The sequence below is a fragment of the Paenibacillus sp. MAEPY2 genome, from assembly GCF_000499205.1.
GTDB classification, from domain to species: domain Bacteria; phylum Bacillota; class Bacilli; order Paenibacillales; family Paenibacillaceae; genus Paenibacillus; species Paenibacillus vandeheii.
Window position 1 is genome coordinate 1 of record NZ_AWUK01000068.1, and the last position, 22,082, is coordinate 22,082.

Below are 22,082 nucleotides of genomic sequence, written 5' to 3' on the forward strand. Positions count from 1 at the left end.
TATAAAGTAAATGATTATTCTAATTTCCGGAAAACTCCGTCACCTACTGGTGTGAATATTGGCTCACATGTTTATGGCGATATGGTCTACGGTGGGACTGAAAGCGTTCTTGTAGATGGGATGACTTATCTATATGTCTACAGTTATAAATATCAGGCATGGGGATGGATACAGAATTACTATCTTGATAAAATCGTACAACCTTAAACTAAAACTTTTAAATCTCAGAAAAGCGTTAAGTTCATGAGTGAAATCTGAACTCAACGCTTTTCTTTTTTTCGTTCATTCAATCCATTAACTCACCAATTTCAACCCTACTGCTGATCCGAGTACCATGGCAATAAACAGAATCCTTAACGCATTTCGGGGTTCTCCATAAAATATCATGCCAAGAATGGCTCCCCCGGAAGCGCCGATTCCGGTCCATACGGCGTATGCCGTCCCCATTGGAAGTGTCTTCATCGCCAGGGACAGGAACAGGAAGCTTAATCCAAATCCTGCAACCAAGAGCACGATAGAGATCAGGTTACGATCTTTGTGCAGTTTATTAATCATCAGAACCCCAATCATTTCAAAGACACCTGCTAAAACTAGAAATACCCAGTTCATGATTCATGGACCTCCTTTGTTTTTCCTTTGCTAAGCATTTTAAGACCGATTACACCCAGTAAAAGAACCCCGATGAGCACCATTTTCCCGGTTTGAACCGCTGCACCAAACAAAACAATCTCTGCCAGCACAGTCCCTGCCGTACCCAGGCCAACAAACACCGCATACACCGTTCCTACATCAAGTGAGCGGGAAGCCGCAATCATCAAGGTGAAGCTGACAATAATGGCGATCAGTGTAGCCCCCCATTCCAGAAAACCACTGGCATGTTTCAATCCAATGACCCAACCGACTTCAAATAAAGCTGCAATAACGACGGACAACCAGGTTTTGTTCATCTCTGTCACACTCCTTTTCAAATATTGCTACGTGTATTATTAGTTACATGAAGCCAAAATAAAAAAGCCCGGGAAATAAACTGCATGAAGCAGTTCATCTCCCAGGCTTTTGTCCCTCCGTGACACAACCAACAGGCTGTGAGTTTTCTCTCGGACCAGACCGACACAATTGCCGCGGAACCCTAGAAAACATTTAAATATTCTGATGTGACTCCAATTATACACATTTCTTTTCGATTGGCAACCCTTTATCGTTACTAGGGCTAGAGGGAACTTACATGCCGAATATTTTGTGTGGGACGTAGTATTCCTCCAGGCTTGCAATTTCCTTCGCATCCAGCTTCACGGACAACGCTGCTACAGCGTCCTCCAAATGATGTTCCTTCGTTGCACCCACAATTGGTGCGGTGACACCTTCTTTTTGCAATACCCATGCCAGCGCAACGGTTGCTCTGGAAACACCCCGTTTGTTTGCAATATCAGCGACAGTCTCCACTATTTTACGATCGGCATCAACCATTCCCGCAGCAAGTCGGTCTCCTGCTTCGTCAAACGATGAACGGGCTGTTTGTTCATTCCAATCCCGTGTAAGTCTTCCTTTGGCAAGTGGACTCCAGGGAATGACGCCGATACCTTCTTCTGCGCAAAGAGGTAACATCTCTCTTTCCTCTTCTCTATACAACAAATTAAGTAAATTTTGCATGGAGACAAATGGGGTCCAGCCATTGCGTTCGGCAGTATACTGAGCCTTCATAAACTGCCAGGCGTACATCGAAGAAGCTCCAATGTATCGGACTTTACCCGCCTTAACCACATGATGAAGTGCCTCCATGGTTTCTTCAATTGGAGTACTACTGTCCCAACGATGGATCTGATAAAGATCCACATAATCGGTCCCTAGTCGCTTTAAACTATTATCAATCTCATTCATAATAGCTTTTCTTGATAAACCTGCGCCGTTCGGCCCCGGCTTCATGCGGAAGTATACCTTTGTTGCAATAACAACCTCATCACGACGAGCAAAATCCCTCAATGCACGACCCACGATTTCTTCGCTTGTACCATCCGAATAGACGTTGGCTGTATCAAAGAAGTTAATACCCAAGTCCAGCGCTTTTTGGATAAAAGGACGACTTTCTTCCTCGTTCAACGACCATGGAGCGATTCCGCGTTCAGGGACTCCATAGCTCATGCAACCAAGACATAATCTTGAAACGTCCAGTCCAGTACGACCCAGTTTTACATATTCCATAATCAACACTCCTTTAATTGGATTTGGATGAATCTAACGTTAATTTTATCCAATAACTGAGGTACATTTCTTTGAAAATCGGATTTTCTTCCCATTTGATCTGGGACTCCAATCTCTCGATTACGATTTGCTTCACTTGGTTCGATAACCGTTTACTCAATCTTTCCACCCAGCTTTCTGGCATACTATAATGCATCAGAGACCTGTTCTTCTCTCCAGCTCCTCTGTATATCTCGAACCCATCAGGGTGATTTTTGAAGCTGCATCATTAATGCTCTGTACATCTTCGGGTGTAAGCTCAATGTCCGCCGCACCCATATTTTCTTTGAGACGACTCAACTTGCGCGTTCCCGGGATCGGTACAATCCACGGTTTCTGGGCCAGTAGCCAAGCAAGTGCGATTTGTGCAGGGGAAGCTTGAATCTTCTCCGCCTTCTCTTTCAACAGATCGACCAGCACCTGATTGGCCTCCAACGCCTCTGGTGTGAAGCGTGGCAGAATATTACGCAAGTCACCCTGATCAAACGTTGTTTTCGCGTTAAAACTTCCCGTGAGATATCCTTTACCCAAAGGGCTAAAAGGAACAAAACCAATACCGAGCTCCTCAAGCGCTGGAATCAGTTCTTCTTCTGGACGTCTCCACCATAAGGAATATTCACTCTGGACAGCGGCTACCGGCTGAACGGCATGCGCCCGTCGAATCGTGTTTACGCCGGCTTCCGACAGCCCCCAATGCTTCACTTTGCCTTCTCGAATCAGATCCTGCACGGCCCCGGCAACTTCTTCAATCGGCACATCCGGATCAACACGGTGCTGATAAAACAAATCAATCGCTTCGATCTTTAGTCGCTTAAGAGACTCTTCGGCAACTTTCCTGATCTGCTCAGGACGGCTATTCATCCCGCTCTGTTTGCCACCCTGAATGTCAAATCCGAACTTCGTCGCTAGGACAACCTGATCACGTACAGGAGAAAGTGCTTCGCCGACGAGTTCTTCATTGATATATGGACCATAGACTTCGGCGGTATCAAAGAAAGTTACACCGCGTTCAACAGCTTCCCGTATGACCGCGATCATCTCCGTTTTGTCCGAAGCTGGACCATACCCGTAGCTCATTCCCATACAACCAAGCCCAATTGCCGAAACTTCCAAGCCGCTATTTCCCAATGTTCGTTTTTGCATCATACAAACTTCCTTTCTTCGTTTGATTTCATAAAACCAAATTACTTGAATTGTTTTTCCCGATTAAGATCAAACTGGATTATTCAGCCTGCAAGCCTAATATTATTATGCCGAACTAACAGAACGAAACGGTATATCATTTGTCTTAATTGATTGCCTGATCCTATCACACCCACTTTTGTCTAAGGTCGTTAAGTCTTATAATGAAGCAAGAACAACTCTCAAGGAGGATTTGTATGTCCGATAACGGAGGTCAGCAGCAACAGGAGCTCACCGAACTGATCAAGCGTCATTCCATTCATAATAGCTCCAAGGAAACGGCAATCCCTTCCCTGTATGTCTATCAGCATTCCAGCATTAGCGAACCTGCTTACCGGGTTTATAAGCCTTCATTTTGTGTAATCGTTCAAGGCTTGAAAGAAATCTTGCTTGCACAGGAAAGATTCGAATACGGACCCTCCAATTATCTGATTGCTTCCATGAACCTGCCGGTGATTGGTCAGATTATAAAAGCTTCCTCTGCTATGCCTTACCTGAGTCTCAAGCTTGAGTTTACACAGCATCAGATTCTTGAAGTGTTGAACGATTGTGATATTAAGGTCACGTCCAAAGAAAACGCCAGACGCGCCCTGTTTGTTGGACAGATGGAACCCTCCATTCAAGATGCTGTACTGCGGTTGGTTCGGCTGTTGGATACACCGGGAGAAATCCCGTTCCTTGCCCCACTCTATACGCGAGAAATTCTGTACCGGCTTCTGCAGGGACCCTATGGAGCCGAACTTGCCCAGATTGCGGTGGAAGGCAGCAGCAGCTACCGGATTCGGGAGGCCATTGAGCATATTGTTCAGCATTGGGAGCAAGCGTTTCGGGTTGAAGATCTTGCGGAGACAGCCAACATGAGCGTGTCCTCGTTTCACCGGAATTTTAAAGAGATCACCGCCATGAGTCCTCTTCAGTTTCAGAAGCAACTTAGGCTCCAGGAGGCCCGTCGGCTGCTTATGGCTGAATCGGCTGATGCTGCTGATGTAGCATTTCGGGTTGGTTATGAGAGTGCGTCGCAATTCAGTCGGGAATACTCCCGCATGTTCGGAGCACCGCCGCGAGCAGACATCAAACGTTTGAAGGGAAAATACGATCATGCCATGAGTGAATAAGCACATTGGCTGAAAAGTTGAGATGCCAGAGAAATGGATAGCCACAAGGCTATCCATTTTTCAATTGACAGAGAATACCGAATTCTATCCCCCTTGTATTGACAGCTTGTGAGACATGGAACTATAATCCATACTAAACCAAGTTACATACCATGCTTTATAAAGGAGAGGTATCGGATGGCTAATGTTCAGACTTTCAAAGCTACCGCACATCTACAAGACGGGGTAAAAGTAATCACCAAAGTGAGACAATTTGAACTGATCATCGATGAGCCAACAAGCCTCGGTGGTACTGACACGGGAATGAATCCTGTAGAAGCTTTACTTGCCTCCCTTGGCGCATGTCAATCCATTGTGGCCCGGGTTTATGCCTCCAAATTCGATGTCGTACTTGATGATTTCAGAGTGGAGGTTGAAGGTGATCTGGACCTTGACGGTTTTTTCAACCGATCTGATGTACGCCCCGGTTATTCCGATATTCGATACACGTTCTATATTAAAACCAGTTCATCTGACGAAAAGGTTGAACCGTTTGTACAATTTCTGGAAAGCAAATGTCCTGTAGGTGATACGATCTCCAATTCGGTGAATACCAAGCTCAATCGCGTAATTATAGACAATGGTATATCGTTATAACAAAACGAATTAACCAGACTCCAAGATACAAAAAGGCTGCTCCCCAACAAGTTAAACTTGCTGGAGGGCAGCCTTTCTGAAATCTTGAATTTATTTTGTCAATTGAATAGCTCTTAGGATAAGTGTAGCGGCTTCGGCACGAGTCGTATTTCCTTGCGGTTTCAATGTTCCGTCTGGATAACCGTTAACGAGACCATTGGCAATGGCTGCGGCAAGTGCTGAACGTGCCCAACCGGATATTTCAGCGACATCAGAGAAGCGGATATTGCTCTCAGTATCCGCAATTTGCGCTGCACGAACGACCATCGTCGCAATTTGCTCGCGGGTCACCAATTCATCTGGACCAAAGGTATTATCACTATATCCATTAACAATACCCAGACCTGCCGCAGTGGAAATCGCGTCTTGGGCCCAATGGGTGGAGGTATCCGCAAATTCTTTAACAGAAGAGCCTTGTAAATTTAAAGCCTTAATGACAAGAGTAACAAATTCGGCTCTGGTCATTTTTTTATCCGGTCTGAAGCTGTTGTCCGGATAACCTTGGATCACACCGAGTTCAACCAGATCCATAATACTGCCGGAAGCCCAATGTCCTTCGAGATCCGTGAAGTTTTTGGTTCCTTCCGGAGTTGGCGTTACCGTCTTATCGGATACCAGAACAGCAAACTTGGTAAAATGATTAATGGTTCCAGATACCGTTCCATTCGTTTGATCCACTTGCAGATGTTCAAGTGCAATCCACTTTTGAGTTTGCTCGTTGAACCAATACAATCCCACAACCGATTTCTCAAAGTTCACCTTGTTCTTGTCGAATGGCAAGGTAACGGTCACCGGCTTGGTGAAGTCCCCGCTCTTGCTCGCCGTAATCTCATAAACATCCCCAAGCAGTTTCAATGTGGAATCCAAGAACAGATTCGAGGTTTGGTTTACTTTATTAACGGAAATTACGACGCTGCTATCCATCGCTCCGGCTGGCACATTGATTTTAACCCCGCTCAGGCTCAACGATCCACCATTCACAGTAACAGTTCCACTATTGCCAGAAGTACCTGCTTGATTATCATTTGTTCCTCCAGTTGGCGTTGAAGGCGTTGAAGGTGTCGATGGAACCGTGGTGGATTCTCCGGCTCTGACGACAGTTACACTGTAGGTCTTGCTTGATCCATTACGTGCTTTTACCGTAATTGGAATTACATTTTTCCCAATAGACAGCCCAAACGATTGGCTTATTCCGTTCACATAAGGTTCACCTTTAGCAGTCAAAGTCGCCTGGCTATCGGTAGCCTTCGCCGTAATACGGATGGAGTCTACGGCTTGTTCAACATTCATACTGTACGCCGTAATTGCAGGATCAAATGCTGGGCTCAAGGAACCTTGATCAACGGATAATTCTTCCAATGTAGAAACGTCAATCAGCTTCCCGGTTCGCATATCCTCCTTCACTAGTGCAAAATCCGCTGCGACCTGATGCGAGTAATCCTCAGCCGCATTAACAATAAAATTCTGCAAATCATCCCAGATCGGTACGATATTCGTTACAAAACGTTCCTCAAACTTGTAGTTCAACTCATCGGATACCTTGTCCAGGCGCGAGCTTGCATACGCGTAGGCTTTGGCCGCATCGACCAAATACTGCTCCAGCTCTTCTTTGTTCTTGAACGGCTTATCCGTGTAATCACCTTTAAAAGGTGAGACTTCCCTATTCAGGTACGAGCGATTCATTGCTTCGAGCACACCCAGATAAGAATCGGGATCGACTGCCGTTTTAAGATATGCATCTTTCGAAAGATTGGCGTCCCGTGTCTGCTCTTTCACGTCGAGCAGAATATCGTCCGTGTTGACCTCACTTGCTCCTTCGATTAGCACATTGTAGCGTTCAACCCCAATGCTTCCAATACCCTGATGAATACGGCGCACAATATCCTTTATCTTAAAATAGGCATTGAATTCATCGTCAGTCAGATTCGGGAAATTGCTTCTGACTTGCACTTTGTATGCTTCCCAAGCGGCTTGCAGGGAAGCTTTCTCCGCCTCCGTCGCGGCCTCAAACTTGTCCGAATTGCCAGCGATGTTTAATTTTCCATCAAGCGTCCGCTTGCCCAGCAATTTTTGCAATGCTTCCTCGTAAGACACTTTGGAGACTTTGTCCATAACCTCTTTCGTATATGGCGTTACATTGCTTTTGGTCAGCTTGGTGTCTTTCGGGCTGATTTTGCTATTAATATCAACCAAAGTATCCTTATAGGTCTTCAGGAAAACGCGAGATACTTCCCGGAAATCGGCATCCTGCAGATTGGCAATCGCGGCGCTGTCTTTTTCGTATTTGACTACATAAATACTTGTAACAAAACGAATCAGATCGTCATAAAAGCTGCCGATTCCGGAAGAATCCACATCGTTCAGACTGAACACCATTTGATTGGTACTGTCGTTAAAGGTCCCCACATTCTGAATATGGGCGTCGCCTTGCGTGTAAGTAAGGATGTCCTTCTGATTCCAGCCTGAAATTACTGAATCTGGAGAAGGAATAAGACCCGCAGCAAGATCATCCTTGAATAAGGAATGTGTACCGCGCAGGAAGGTGTATTCGTTCGCTCCCATGGCATCACTTCCATATTTATATTCTTTGGTGGCAGGGTCATTAAAGCCTGTATTGTCCGCTATGATACTTTCTTCAACTTTCATTTTTCGAGTCTCATTCGCAAGAACCGGTTGACTGTACCGAAGCAGAGATACGTTAATCGCTTCCGAAGCCAGCCAGTCCCTATCTTGCACAGCGTCAGCCATTAACGTCACACGAACCACAGCCGTGTCTATGACAGCGGAAGCGGATGTACCCGAAATGGTAATAGTGATGGTATTGTCACTACTTCGGCCCTCAGCCTGGATGCTCCAGTCACCTTCGGGGAGCCCTGTCAAACTGTAAGCTTCCGGGTCCAGAACCCCATCCACGGGAACGCCGGCGCTAAGATTGAGTTGGATCGTGGTGTTCAGGCCCTTTGCACTTTCCATACGAATGTTGGACGATGAGGCGTCCAGTGCTGCTACAATCTTATTGGAAGGCGTGAATTGAGCCATTGTTACGGTATTGCTTCCTTGGTACACCGTTAAGGATGAGGCTGGTTTGTGGACTTGATCCCACGCCCCAGGATGAATCTCAAATGTCAGAAGGCTATCTGAAACCACATTCCCGTTACCGTCTCCAGTGATGGTGACTTCGATCTGATCTCCACTCGCACTGGCTTCAGCAGAGAATCCTGCCGGGAGGCCAAGCACACTGAAATCATCGGATGTCCAGGGCCCCTGCTTAACCAAGCCTCCAAATGCATTTAACGTAACCTTGTTATGTACAGGATCTACGCTCGAAGCTGATTGCATCTCTATCGTTTGATTAGTTTCTAGAATGACATAGGCGGAAGTTGTGCTTGAATTGCGAGCCTTTGCACCTTTGACCTTCTCAAAGTCATTTCCGTTATTCCGTGTGTCCCAGTTGTTTCCGCGATTCGGGAACGCAGCTTCTGTAGTACTCTTCTCCGGATTCAGCGGATTGAACACCAATCGTTGCATCGTGTTTTGTTTGCCCGCTTCCGGTGCCGGGCTTCCCCAGTAAGCATCAGCACTATATCCAACAAAATCAACTACATGCTCCAATAAAGAATCAGCTGTTGGATTGTTAGCTGTTAAGGGTTGTGTTGTATTCAACAAGACCAGCTTTCCACTTTTGTTGTCTAGCTTAAAGGAAGGTTCGGTGGCATCCGGCTGCGGAAGCTGCTCTCCGACATTGCCGTTGCTGCCAAGCGCAATCAGATAATAGCCATATGCCGGAATCTGGTCAGTAGTTGTACCCAGCTGAGCTACTTTCCAATTATTATTTTGGTTATCAGCAAATTGTATGGACCAGCCGTTCAGCGACACTGGCTCTGCTGTCGGATTATATAGTTCTACAAAGTCGTTGCCGTACACGTCGAGCACGTCGTCTTTCTTGCCTCCATAAAATTGGCTGATGACCACGTTTTTCGCCAAATTACTGGTGTTAAGGTTTTCTGATGCTGCGTATCCAACTCCTGCAAATGTCCAGAATGATTGGATAACCATTACTGCCACAAGGATCATCGCTACCCAGCGTTGATTGATGTCTTTCAAGTTGTCTAACCCCTCTCCCATATAAAAGCTCAGGCAAGTATATCAACCCAATGTAAGAGGACAGTTAAACTAAAAAATCATAATATCAAAATTGTAAAACCCTTGAATATGTAAAATTCACAACGAATGTATAGGATGGATGACATTAATAAAAGCAAATGAAAAGAGCCGCGACTGCTCGCGGCCCCTAGCTGCTGGATGTGGGAATCTGAATTCCTGCTATCCCTTAAGAAACATTTCCATACCATTTATACGTCATAGCAGACTTGCCTGGAATAGTGACAACGAAGCTTTGGCTGCCCCATTGGATCTTCACATTTTTCGAAGAACTGGAAGAGTTGTAGGCGACAACCACTTTGGAACCGTCCGGATTGCGGAAAGCTACATTTTTAACTTCAGATCCTGTGTTGCTGTCAATGCGGTATGCATTTGGTACTACAAATTTACTAAAGTGACCCAGCAAATAATATTGTTTGTGATATGTGACATTATTTTCGGGAGCATCATTACGGTTGTCCGAGTTGCGGATCGTAATCATGCCTTTATTCGTATTGTTCGGTGAAAGCAAAGCTGGACCATCTTTTTGATCCAGGGCAGCATTCCAGAGAATAATCGATTTGGACCAGTTTCTTGTAATATTAATGAACTCATTCATCATATTATCGAAGCCTGATGAGGTTCCATTCTGCGGATCATTCCAGTTACCAAAACCACCCTCTGTGAACCAAACGTCCTTGTCTGGATGATTGTTATGAATGGAGGTCATTGTCGAACCGTCACCGCTATCATAGTGGTGGAATGCGCTGCCTGATACGTAGCTGCCCTTGCCTGCGTTCTTCAGATTTGTAATGACCTGGTTCGGGAAGTTCCAATCCAGAAAGTTATGGTCGAATGCAATAATCTTGGTGTTGATTCCGGCATTGCGGAGTGTTGGTCCAAGGTAATCACCGATAAAGCCAGTCTGATCCTGTACATCCATACCCATGGAAGGATAGTGGGATGGCTCGTACATTGGCTCGTTTTGCAACGTTACAGCATAGATGGGTACGCCTTCAGCCTGGTAGGCTTCGATGTATTTTTTAAAATAATTCGCATATGTGCCGTAGTGCTCCGCTTTCAGTTTGCCACCGTTCAGATTGTTGGAATATTTCATCCAGGCAGGCGCACTCCATGGGGAACCCATCACTTTAATACTGGGATTCTTAGCAATTGCCGCTTTGACCATGGGCAGGATGTAAGCCTTGTCCCGGTCAATTGTGAATTGGTTGAGTGAAGTATCATTGGGCGTATCCGCATAGGTGTAGGCTGCCCAGGCAAAATCGGAGCTGCCGATCGGCTGTCTCAATAAACTGAGCCCGATTCCTGTGTTGCCAAACAACTTCTCCATCACTTCCGCGCGCTTGCTGTTATCCAGCTTGTAGTTCATGAGCCATGCGGAAGCATCCGTTAATGATACGCCAAATCCATCCATTTGCTGATACGTTTTGTTTTCGTTTACGGTTATGGTAACATCCGCATTACCTGAGCTGCTGCTGAAGTTTTTGGATGCAATCTTGGTGAGCCTGGCATCCGTTCTTAGCCCTACAGCCGGTTCGGAATTGGGGTCTGAAGTTGAAATCCATACCTCCACCTGTTCACCCGCTGCATGCGCAGTCTTAGGCACATACGAACCCGTAGCTACCAGAAAAGTGGACAGTAACACTAACACGCTCTTTTTCCATATCTTCATACACATATCTCCTTTGAATGATTTAATTTTGAGCTCCCAAATATTGAATTCTCCAAAATGAAATCGATTTCATTTTCAAAAGCAAGTCGTCCATTTTTCAATTGTTGCATGTTCGTAGTACTCACACCTCCTTTTTGAAGAGTATCGGAGAAAGAAATAGATCAATTTCTTGTAAGCGTTAACAAAGATATTTATACACTTTATTGGAAGAAATTTCAACAATAAAATTCATTTTTTTATTTTAAATTGTAAAAAACATGAGTCGACTGGTTTTACGCTCATTTTCGTCCCCTCCTCATTTCCCCCTGTTTGTCATCATATAATATAAAAATGACGTACTTTGGAGGTATCCTTGAATGGGCCATGTACTGAGCGAAGTTGATGAGGAAATTAGGCGGATGACGACTTCCTTGCTTCAACAGCAGCAACAAGACGGTTCCTGGCATTTTTGTTTTGAGAACGGTACGGTAATTGATGCTTATGTCATCATTCTCTTTCGGATATTGGATGTTCAGAATGAAGCGCTGATCCGGCAGTTACATGATCGTATCCTTAACGAACAGCAACCGAATGGATGCTGGAGACTATACCCCGATGAAGAGGAAGGAAATTTATCTGCATCGGTTGAAGCCTACTACGCCCTGCTATACTCCGGATACAGCCGGAGTACGGACGAGCCAATCCAAAGGGCCAAACGTTATATTCAGTCCAAAGGAGGTATCGGGAAAGTGACGAGCATTTTGACCAAAGCAATACTCGCCGCTACCGGACAAATGAAATGGCCTTTATCCATCTCGATGATCCCACTGGAGATATTAATGTTCCCTACCTATTTCCCCATCAACTATTTCGAATTTTCCGGTTATTCTAGAGTCCACCTCACCCCAATGCTCATTATGGCAGACCTGCGCTTCTCCCTCACCATACCAGATGCTCCCGATCTGTCTGATCTGACCGACTTGCGAATTGTTACAGATGAGTCAACTTCCCGAGAATATCAGGAAATGCAGGACGATATTCAAACCGGGAGAAGCAGACTCTTAGGCAATCCTCGTCACATTCACGACACTGCAAGAACCAAGGCAGAACAGTTTATGATAGAGCGGATTGAGGCTGATGGCACTTTATACAGTTATGCCAGCAGTACCATTCTGATTGTTTTTGCCTTTTTGGCCCTAAAATACGATAAGCAGCATCCCCTGATTACAAAAGCCGTAACTGGACTCACTGCCATGCAGTGCCGTTCTTCTGAAGGTAAAACGACGATTCAAAACTCCCCATCCACTGTATGGGATACGGCTCTGATTACTTACGCATTACAGGAGGCTTCCATTACCGATGACCATAAGGCTATTCAACGTGCGGCCTCCTATTTGCTCTCCCGTCAGCAAGATAAAACAGCCGACTGGAGCATTCATAATCCGAATACAGTCCCTGGAGGATGGGGATTTTCGGAGTCGAATACGCTCAATCCAGATGTGGATGATACAACAGCAGCTTTACGGGCAATCCGAAGCTTGTCCACCACGCTTCCAAATTTTCAGGAATCCTGGAATCGCGGGCTGAATTGGGTTCTGTCCATGCAAAATAAAGACGGCGGCTGGCCGGCATTCGAAAAAAATACAAACAAGGAAGTGCTCACATGGCTCGCCATCGACGGTGCCAAATCGGCGGCTACAGACCCATCGGAGGCTGATCTAACAGGACGTACTCTGGAGTATCTCGGAAACTTTGCCGGGCTTGATACCAGGCATGAATGGATCAACCGTGGAACGAAATGGCTCATTCGAAACCAGGAGAAGGATGGCTCATGGTACGGAAGATGGGGTGTATGTTATATCTACGGTACCTGGGCTGCAATAACCGGTCTAACGGCTGTTGGGCTACCTGCAAGCCATGATACAGTGCAAAAAGGAACCCAATGGCTCTTAAGCATGCAGAATTCCGACGGTGGATGGGGAGAATCCTGCCATAGTGACCGACTTCTACGCTATGTACCCTTAGGGGAAAGCACTCCCTCCCAAACTGCTTGGGCGCTTGACGCCCTTATCGCTGTTCAACCCAAACCCACACCCGAGGTGAATCAAGGCATCTTAAGGCTTATTGCATCCATACGCGAAAACGATTGGAGAACCTCTTATCCAACTGGCGCCGGTCTCCCCGGCAACTTCTATTCCCACTATCACAGCTATACATATATTTGGCCTCTACTTACGCTAAGTCATTATAGAAAAAAATATTGGATATCTTAAATCTTCCTTCGGCAGATACTGTCTTGCCGTATTTCAGAACCAGGTCCATGTTCACCCTCTCCTCCTCCACTTAACCTAAACAAACAGGGAACTCTTAGAGCTCCCTGTTTGTGTTGAAAAAATTTATTGAATAATTAAATTAAACCCACTTTGAATCTGATTTACATTAGGATTGGCAATGTTGCTGGTTGTCAGATTATTGAATGTGGCAGAGCCATTTCCTGTATAGGTGTAAATTGCTGCACCTTTGTGCGGAGTTGTGAACCTGGATGTCTCAATTCCGTCCAGACCAGTACCATTAATATTGATGTTGTTAAACACAATGTTCTGGAAACCGCCGCCGTATCCGAATTGAACGGCACTGCGCTGCGTATTGAGAATATCAATATTGGTAAACGTAACGTTCTTGATGGAATCATTGGAAGCTTCAAGATCAATGGCTCCACGTTCCCCATTGTACAGATCTTTGCTTGTGCCGCTGTTAATGATCGTTGTATCAGAGAACACAATACCTGTGTTGTTTTGGAAATGGTATCCAGGGAAAACCGTGTTCATCCGAATCGCCGAACCGCCAACCGTGTCAACAATCAGGTTGTTGGTTGCCTTATGTCCGCTTCCACCGAAAAATGCAATGCCTGCTGCGCGCCAGTTATTCTCAATCGTGTTGAACGAGAAGGTGTTATTCACGCCTGCAGGCGCACCGTTCACGTTGCTGGTCCATACGGCCAGACCATCATCACCATTGTTGCGAACACTGCTGTTGCGAACAGTTGAATTGCTCGTGCCTTGGGCAAAGTTGACGCCGTCCGCAAGGTTATTCCGAATACGGCTGTTCTCGATCACCAGGCCATCGGCAATGATTGCAGGTGTATGGGCGTAATCCCCTACCCAGAACCCGCATTCAAAGTGTTCGACCCATACATTGCTGAACTTTGAATCTTTGCCGAAATTGTCCATAAAACCTTTGTAGACTGCATTTTCGTTATAGCGTGAACGCAGCATGGAATTCATATAAATATTGCTGAAATCCAGCTTGCCCTGCACACGGAACGAAATCCCGCCAGAGGCAGCATTGGGGTTGGTAAACTGGATGTTGGTATGCCAGATCCCTGCACCCACAATGGTGAGGTTATTAATCATATTCGTCGGTGTGCCAATCTTCCACATATTGCTGAGATGGAAGGTGCCCTCCGGGATGTACAACGTCTTGCCTGTGGAAACCGCGGATTGGACTGCCGCTTCGAATGCAGCAAGATCGTCTTTTCCATCGTTAGCAATCGCACCAAAATCACTTACAGAGACGGAGTTAGCCGGGCGCGGAATCACAGCCTGAACGGGTTCGATTTCGAGAAAATCCACACCGTACTCCAAGCTATCTCCATTGTTTTTCTGAATACGAATGGTGTCTCCAGCTTTTAGAGGCGTATCCATTTTCCAGTGCACTTCATCAAAACGGAACAACGGACGTCCCGCACTTGGCGTATCTCCCGGATGATCGCTGGAGAAGTACTGCCAGTTGTAATAAGAGGTCAAGGGAACCGTTTTGGCCTTGGAACCATTAACATAGACGTCAAGTGCACCATTAAGACCCATGCCATCTGCGGAATCCGGCATCGTGAATCGCATGGTTACACCTGCGCCTCCCTCCCCTTGTCTAACTGTCCATTGTGCATAAGAACCGTTGGAAGGAAGAGCGATATATTTCTGCCCAGATGCTTCCGAAGCCGTCAATGCCTGATCAAAAGTCGGTGCGGACTTCAGTGCGGCACTGCCGCCACGCGTAGCATCTTCCGTATCATAACGGGTATAAGGCATGCTTGCACCACGGGCAGAATATACGTTCAAACTTGTTGTAACCACGTTATTCGTTTGTTTTACCGGTGCTTCATTAGTATCCACTGCTACGGTAGTTGTCACATTGTAATTACCGGTGGCAGCAGTCCACGTTCCAACATTGACATTGCCTGAAGCTCCCGGTGCCAATGTGCCGTTATAGGAACCGTTATACGTCTGAAGCGTTGCTCCGGCAGCATTCTTGAGAACAACCGTAACTCCGTGCACACCGCCTGCGGAGGCCATGTTGCCTTGATTTTTCAGATTAACCGTAAACGTTACTGCACTGTTTGCTGTAGGGTTGCTGGGACTCCAAGAGACCGTGCCTACAAGATCAGAACTTGTGATTGGCGCAACCACCAAAGCTGAGGAGTGCGTGTAATTGTTGTTTCCTTCATTCTCTTCGATGATCTGGTTATTCTCATCCACCTTGGCGCTGAGCGTATATGATGCAGCTCCTTTATTACCTGCATTAAGCGAGACCGTTGTTGAAGCCCCTGCTTGCAGAGCAGTTACCGGTGATGAACCAGCCAGTTCATTGTTTAAATAGAAGTTGACGCTAGAAGCTGGAGAAGCGGCAGAGCCAATGTTTTTGACGATGGCATTAAGCGTTATTGAGTTGTTCTCCACTGGAGAAGACGGAGACCAGGACATGCCTGTAATCGTCAGATCAGGATTGGGTGCAGGTGTGCCAAACACTTGAAATTCAGCAATTTGCCCAGCCGGAGCGCCTGAGTTCGCCGTAATGTTCAGTTGCAGACGTTTAACCGTTGCTGATACGGGAATGGTCACTGTGTTGCCGGAAGCTGGGTTGAATGTATACGATTGTGAGGATACCAGACTGCTGAACGTTGTTGTGTCCTGATTATGTCCGAGCACTTGAATGGTCTGTGTACGCGTGCTCCAGACGGAATCCGGGTTCAGCTTCAGCACGATGGATGAAATCTTATGATTCGAACCGAGATCCAGCGTCAATGCGCTTGGATTGCTCCCGCCTTCCCAGTACGTATTGATATTGTTATCGTTTGCATTCGCAGCTACGAAGTTTAAGGTGCTGGACGATGCAGTAATCGACTTACCACTGGCAATGTTGCTTCCCTCTGTAGGGAGTGGAGGCTCCACAGGATCGGGGCCAGGTACAGTTGGTCCCTCACTGCTCGGGCCGTAGATTTCAAATGTAGACAGTTGAGCTGCCGGCCACTCGGAATTACCCGTTACGCTTAAGCGAACGTACCTTGTCTCGACAGCAGGAAAATCGACGGTAACCGAGTTCTCCCCAACGGATGGATCAAATACATAATCCGCGGAACCCTTGATGTCCGTAAAGGTTGAACCGTTCGTGCTGCCTTGCACGGTTATGGTTTGGGTTCTCTTTTCCCATGCTGTCGGAATCTTCAATACGATTTGGTCAATGTTGGTGTTGCTTCCTAGATCCACTTGAATCCATTGGGGGAAAGCGCTGTTGGTACTTTCCCAATAGGTTGCTTGGTTGTTGTCAATCACATTGGTCGGGCTGTATGTTTGGTTGTATCCGCTCGCAGTAACATTTTTGCCCTGTGCCAAGTCTGGTCCTCCGGCTGCTGATACAGAAGCTGGGGATCCGACAGTCAGAAATAAATTCGAGACTAGTAGTGTCAATACGAGTGACCATGCAATATACTTGTTGCGCATTGAATTCCTCCTCAGGTTATTAGCAAAATTGTTATTCAATAAACGAACGGTTGAATTCCAGCCTATTTCTCTGCGCCGATCATCACCCCCTTATTAAAATACTCATCCTGCTATCTTACTTGGATCTTCCATCGCTGGATTAACTTCAGTATAAACCGCTTCCCATTCTCCTTATCGGACCCCTAGATACGGTATTCGGACTTCTAATGTTCCTTTTCGGATGTTTACGTACAACCTGAATACTTGCGAACATAAAGTACATCGTTATCCAGACTTTCCTGTGTGCATTTCGGACTTTTCAACCATAAAAGGAAAATATTTATATTTTCAGCATGATATTCGCATGATGTTCGTCAAATCATTGGTCGTGTTCTTCTGGATCTGATGATCACCATCTGTCGAACAACAAAAAGCACACATTGATCCCCTAAGAATCAATGCGTGCTTTTTGTTGTGTTTGGTTAAGTCATTCGGCTTGCTGAAAAGAGTGTACGTGGTGGCCTGCCTGAGTTTGCACAAACGACCTAGTTCAGACCAAAACCACAAACCAGCACGAAGCCGATTACGGACAAAACAATAGAGCCAAGCAGCCCTGCCAAGAAAGGCTTTTTGCCCAGACGGCGGAAGGTAGCAATATCCACACCTAACCCCAATCCAGCCATGGCCATCGCAAGCAGCATATAGGAAAGAACCAGAAGCCCCGAGATCATCTCTTGCGGAATAATACCCAGCGTATTTAATCCACTCATCGCCAGAAAACCGAAAATGAACCAGGGTACGGGCAATTCACGCCACCGGATTCCTTTAGCTGATTTTTGCTCTCCCCCAGGCGCCTGTCGTCCACTCCACAAACCGATGATCAGAGCAATCGGCACCAGCATGGCGACCCGGGTTAGTTTCACGATAACTGCCATATCCAGTGCTACTTGCCCTCCTGGTGCAGCCCCCGCGATGACATGGGCCACTTCATGCAGTGTAGCTCCTGTGAATACGCCATATCCATTCGCACTTAAACCCAATACCGGATACAGGAATGTATAGGCCAGAGTGAAAATGGTGCCCAATATAGCCACAGTCGCTGCACCTACAGCGGTTTCTTCATCTTTAGCCTTGATCTGTGGCGCAATCGCGACCACGGCTGCGGCACCGCAGATGGCTGTTCCACATGCGGTCAGCAGCCCTATTCGTTTATCGATCTTTAACCACTTGCTCAGTCCGTAGACGACAAAGATCGTAATCGCAACATTGATTGCCGCTAGCGCAACCACTTTGTAGCCTGCATGGACAATATCCAGCAGGTTCAGCTTCAGCCCCAGCAGAATGATGCCGAATCGCAGCAATCGTTTTCCCGAGAAGGAGATCCCGGATTGAGCGGTCTGCGGTACGCCTCGTATGGCCCGGTACAGGATGCCAAGCAGAATGGCAATAACCAATTGACCCATGATATTCAGAAACGGCAGATAACCCAGCAGCTTGGCAATGAACGAGAGTAGTAAGGTCAGTCCAATCCCCTGCAAAAATCCCCGGTTTCTAACCACTTTTATATTTTTGACGAATCTCAACTGTGTCTGTAGGATCATAGCTCTGCACTTCCTTATTGGATAAAGTATATCCTCACTATAGAAGCAGAATGATAAGAAGTGAAATATGAATCTGCGATCCTAATCATTACAAAAACTTATGATTGATTGCCTTTCTTATGTTAAAATGAGTCCAACAGGCTTATTGCCATGAAAATTCACTATTCAAATGAGGAATTATAATGATTACTGATGCATTAAAGGTCTTCGTTACCGTTGCGGAGCAAAGCCATTTCTCGAAGGCCGCAGAACTGTTGAACCTGTCCCAGCCGGGGGTGAGCCTGCATATCAAAAATCTGGAGAATGAGTTGGGAGCCAAGCTGCTACATCGTTCGCCAAAGCAGGTATCTCTGACTGAAGCGGGGGCGATCCTCTACAGACATGCCAAGGTCATTCAGGCTCGCTACGATGAAGCGAGGCAGGAGATCCAGATGCTGCGGGATGAGGTGACCGGAAGTATTCAGATCGGTGCCAGCTTCACCATAGGTGAATATATTTTGCCTAAGAAGCTGGCAGAATTCGCAGCTCAATATCCGCAGGTCAACCTTCAGGTTACTATTGGCAATACCCAGGAGATTCTGTCTGCGGTTAGGGGAAATCAGCTGGATATTGGATTTGTGGAGGGTGAAGCGCAAGCCTCGTCAGATCTTGACGTTATCCCTTATATGAAGGATGAAATGATTGTTGTAGCTCCTTCCGGCCATCCCCTCTCCGGTTCCGTCGTGGTAGAGCAAAACATGCTTCAGGATCAGGTCTGGGTCCTTCGTGAGTTGGGTTCGGGAACACGTGCTTTCAGCGATCATTTTATGGAACAGACAGCGATCCGTCCCAAGCGTTCCTATGTCTTCACCAGCAGTCAAGGTGTGAAGGAAGCTGTTGCTTCCGGGCTCGGAATGGCGATGGTATCCAGATGGATCGTTCATAAGGAGCTGGCAACCGGAGAAGTCGAAGAGCTGCGAATCAGACAGCCGCATCTGGAACGCAGCTTCTCCATCATTCGCAACAAGGAGCATTCCCAATCCATGGCACTGGATGTCTTCTTGCAGAAGCTTCTTTTCGTCAAAAAATAGGGTTGAAGGCTTTTTTGGCCTTCAACCCTTATCTTTTACACTACCCGAGCAAATACATCCTCGCTTCATACGGACGAAGTGCGTTCTCTGAAGCTCCTTCCGAATAGTTACTAATTAATAATCTTTTATCCCCTGCAAATTCCCCGGGAATCTGGAATGGAACAACTTTGCCGTAGAAGTTGCACATTACTAGCAATTTTGTGCCACCAAGTGTTCGTGTGTAAGCGAAGAGGTTGGTGTCTTCCGGATACAGCAGTTCATAATCCCCATAGATGATTACTTCATGCTCTTTTCGCAGCTGAATCAGTGTTTTATAGTACTGGTAAATGGAATTCGGATCATTTATAGATTCTTCCGCATTAATCTCAGTATAATTCGGATTTACCAAAATCCATGGCTTGCCTTCCGTAAAACCTGCATTTTCGGAAGCATCCCACTGCATTGGCGTACGTGCGTTATCACGGCCTTTGGCATAAATGGATTCCATTACGTCTTCCTTCGAATATCCATTCCCAATCCGTTCCTTATACAGATTCAGCAGCTCAATATCACGGTATTCTTCAATGTCGTAACGTACATTCGTCATGCCTAACTCTTCACCCTGGTACACATATGGCGTACCCTGCATGCCATGAAGAAGAGTGGCCAGCATTTTGGCAGACTCCACACGATATTCCCCGTCATCTCCCCAACGGGACACGATTCGTGGAAGATCATGGTTGTTCCAGAATAGGCTGTTCCAGGCTTCGCCCTTCAACTCGGTTTGCCATTTGGACAACACTTTCTTTAATTGAAGCAGATCCAGCGGCTGGAGGTCCCACTTGCCTTTCCCCGCCTGCTCATCCAGGCTAATATGTTCAAATTGGAAGACCATGGATAGTTCACTGCCGTCCGGGTTGCTATAAAGTTTGGCGCTCTCGGGCGTTGCTCCCCATGTTTCTCCGACAGTTAGCAGATCACCCTTTTGGAAGGTTTCTTTACTGAGTTCACGCATATATTTCCGCAGATTTGGCCCATTGCCTGTAATTTTGAGGTCAGGCTCCTTGCCTATCAGATCAATGACATCCAGACGGAAACCGCCTACACCTTTATCCATCCACCATTGAATCATATCGTATATCTCCTGCCGTACCTTGGGGTTCTCCCAGTTCAGATCCGGTTGCTTAACAGAAAATAGATGCAGATAGTACTGCCCCAGCTCAGGGACCCATTCCCAGGCCGATCCACCGAACGTTGAACCTAAATCATTGGGTGGTGTTCCTTCCACACCATCTCTCCACACATAATAATCGTGGTACGGATTATCCTTGCTTTTACGGGCTTCCTTGAACCAGGGGTGTTCATCTGATGAGTGGTTAAGCACCAGATCCATAATAATTCGGATGTCACGCTTGCCTGCTTCCTGAATCAGCAATTCCATATCCTCAAGTGAACCAAACATCGGATCAATATCCTGGTAATCCGAAATGTCATAGCCGTTGTCATCTTGCGGAGACTTGCACACCGGTGACAGCCAGATCGCACCGATGCCCAGATCCTTCAAATAATCGAGCCGGGATAAAATGCCTTTCAAATCCCCGATTCCATCACCATTACTGTCCTGAAAGCTGCGGGGATAAATCTGATATACGACAATTTCTTTCCACCATTTTTTAGTTCCCATAACGCACCACCTTTTTCTTGAACAGATCCAGATCTGCTCATCCGAATTCCGCTCCATTCACTATTATTCTTTTACCGATCCCACAACAATTCCGGTCACAAAGTATTTTTGCAGCAGCGGATAAATCAGCAGCAGCGGAATGACAGCCACTACGATTTTGGCTGCATTGAGATTTTTGTTCGAAATCTCAGTCAGATTGCTGAGCTGAGCGGAGTTCGTGCCGGCTTGAAGAAGTTCGGCAATATTTACATTAAGCGACTGAATATAGGTCATCAGCGGATAGTTGCTGACTTTGGTCATATAGATCAGTCCACTGAAGAAGTCATTCCACGTGCCTACGATACTGAACAGGGACACCGTCGCCAGTGCCGGAATAGACACGGGAACATACACTTTGAACAGAACCTGCAATGCGTTCGCCCCGTCAATGAAAGCTGCTTCTTCGAGCGCTTTCGGCACGGCTGCGAAAAAGTTCATCACAAGGATGACACTGAATATTGGTACAGCACCTGGCAGGACAAGCGACCAAATTGTATTGAGCATATCCAGGTTTTTGATCAGCAGATAGCTGGGAATCATCCCACCACTGAACAGCATGGCAAAAATCATGACATTCATATAAATATTTCTGCCCTTAAATTCCCTTTTCGACTTAGATAGCGGATAAGCCATCAAAACAATAAGAATCATGTTGAGCACAAGGGATAGAACCACACGTAGAACGGAAATGCCAAAGGAGCGCCAGAACTGCGCATCATCAATAATTTTCGAATAAGCTGCTGTTGTAAAATTGACGGGTAACAGACCTACGCTGTTGGCCGAGACAGCCTCGCTGCTGCTAAATGAAATCGCAACGATATTCCATAATGGAAGGAGGCAGATCAAAGCCAGCAGTATAACGATGGCGTAGATAACAAACCGGCCCATTCGGTCTTTCAGGCTTGCGGAATAAGACACAAGTTTCGCCTCC

The 22,082-nt window shown here is 46.4% G+C and carries 14 protein-coding genes, 1 pseudogene and 1 riboswitch; of the genes and pseudogenes, 5 read left to right on the forward strand and 10 right to left on the reverse strand.

All coding sequences use genetic code 11. The features are described from left to right. A pseudogene (locus P364_RS38395) lies at positions 1–207 on the forward strand (hypothetical protein); the annotation flags it as partial. An 87-nt stretch (positions 208–294) separates the two neighbouring features. On the opposite strand, the gene P364_RS0133390 reads toward P364_RS38395, so the two are convergent. From P364_RS0133390 to P364_RS0133410, 4 genes are all read right to left on the reverse strand, one after another. Then, positions 295–609 carry a DMT family transporter gene (locus P364_RS0133390; protein ID WP_024634312.1) on the reverse strand — a complete coding sequence of 105 codons (315 nt, stop codon included), beginning with the start codon at positions 607–609 and terminating at the stop codon, positions 295–297. Continuing rightward, positions 606–947, reverse strand: a complete 342-nt coding sequence (locus P364_RS0133395) for a DMT family transporter (RefSeq protein WP_024634313.1) — start codon at positions 945–947, stop codon at positions 606–608. The genes P364_RS0133390 and P364_RS0133395 overlap by 4 nt, the downstream gene beginning before the upstream one ends. Positions 948–1,043: 96 nt before the next feature. Continuing rightward, positions 1,044–1,144, reverse strand: a riboswitch (guanidine-I (ykkC/yxkD leader). Between the two features lie 77 nt (positions 1,145–1,221). Further along, on the reverse strand, positions 1,222–2,199 hold the full coding sequence (locus tag P364_RS0133400) for an aldo/keto reductase (RefSeq protein ID WP_024634314.1): 978 nt from the start codon (positions 2,197–2,199) through the stop codon (positions 1,222–1,224). Positions 2,200–2,394: 195 nt separating this feature from the next. Beyond that, positions 2,395–3,381: an aldo/keto reductase gene (locus P364_RS0133410; RefSeq protein ID WP_024634316.1), complete on the reverse strand. Its 987-nt coding sequence runs from the start codon at positions 3,379–3,381 to the stop codon at positions 2,395–2,397. A gap of 236 nt (positions 3,382–3,617) precedes the next feature. Here P364_RS0133410 and P364_RS0133415 point away from each other — a divergent pair, with 236 nt between their 5' ends. Next, positions 3,618–4,535: an AraC family transcriptional regulator gene (locus P364_RS0133415; protein ID WP_024634317.1), complete on the forward strand. Its 918-nt coding sequence runs from the start codon at positions 3,618–3,620 to the stop codon at positions 4,533–4,535. 177 nt (positions 4,536–4,712) lie between these two features. Continuing rightward, positions 4,713–5,171 carry an OsmC family protein gene (locus P364_RS0133420; RefSeq protein WP_024634318.1) on the forward strand — a complete coding sequence of 153 codons (459 nt, stop codon included), beginning with the start codon at positions 4,713–4,715 and terminating at the stop codon, positions 5,169–5,171. Positions 5,172–5,261: 90 nt separating this feature from the next. Here the strand turns inward: P364_RS0133420 and P364_RS0133425 are convergent, their stop codons facing one another. Both P364_RS0133425 and P364_RS0133430 read right to left on the reverse strand, forming a co-directional pair. Beyond that, a complete protein-coding gene (locus tag P364_RS0133425) occupies positions 5,262–9,314 on the reverse strand; it encodes an S-layer homology domain-containing protein (RefSeq protein ID WP_024634319.1) in 4,053 nt (1,350 codons plus the stop codon). Between the two features lie 226 nt (positions 9,315–9,540). After that, on the reverse strand, positions 9,541–11,043 hold the full coding sequence (locus P364_RS0133430; protein ID WP_024634320.1) for a glycoside hydrolase family 30 protein: 1,503 nt from the start codon (positions 11,041–11,043) through the stop codon (positions 9,541–9,543). A 356-nt stretch (positions 11,044–11,399) separates the two neighbouring features. On the opposite strand from P364_RS0133430, the gene shc reads away from it, so the two are divergent. After that, the gene (shc, locus tag P364_RS0133440) at positions 11,400–13,295 is read left to right on the forward strand and encodes a squalene--hopene cyclase (protein WP_024634321.1); all 1,896 of its coding nucleotides are present in this window, start codon (positions 11,400–11,402) and stop codon (positions 13,293–13,295) included. 123 nt (positions 13,296–13,418) lie between these two features. Here shc and P364_RS0133445 read toward each other — a convergent pair whose 3' ends face one another. Then, entirely contained in the window at positions 13,419–16,799 is a 3,381-nt protein-coding gene (locus tag P364_RS0133445; protein ID WP_024634322.1) for a discoidin domain-containing protein, read from the reverse strand. Positions 16,800–17,323: 524 nt separating this feature from the next. Next, the gene (locus tag P364_RS0133450; RefSeq protein ID WP_024634323.1) at positions 17,324–18,379 is read right to left on the reverse strand and encodes a YeiH family protein; all 1,056 of its coding nucleotides are present in this window, start codon (positions 18,377–18,379) and stop codon (positions 17,324–17,326) included. 182 nt (positions 18,380–18,561) lie between these two features. On the opposite strand from P364_RS0133450, the gene P364_RS0133455 reads away from it, so the two are divergent. After that, positions 18,562–19,449, forward strand: a complete 888-nt coding sequence (locus tag P364_RS0133455; protein WP_024634324.1) for a LysR substrate-binding domain-containing protein — start codon at positions 18,562–18,564, stop codon at positions 19,447–19,449. Positions 19,450–19,489: 40 nt separating this feature from the next. Here the strand turns inward: P364_RS0133455 and P364_RS0133460 are convergent, their stop codons facing one another. Together P364_RS0133460 and P364_RS0133465 are read right to left on the reverse strand one after the other, a co-directional pair. Beyond that, positions 19,490–21,112 carry a glycoside hydrolase family 13 protein gene (locus P364_RS0133460; protein WP_024634325.1) on the reverse strand — a complete coding sequence of 541 codons (1,623 nt, stop codon included), beginning with the start codon at positions 21,110–21,112 and terminating at the stop codon, positions 19,490–19,492. A 63-nt stretch (positions 21,113–21,175) separates the two neighbouring features. Then, positions 21,176–22,069 carry a carbohydrate ABC transporter permease gene (locus tag P364_RS0133465; RefSeq protein WP_079344428.1) on the reverse strand — a complete coding sequence of 298 codons (894 nt, stop codon included), beginning with the start codon at positions 22,067–22,069 and terminating at the stop codon, positions 21,176–21,178. Between the last annotated feature and the right edge of the window lie 13 nt (positions 22,070–22,082).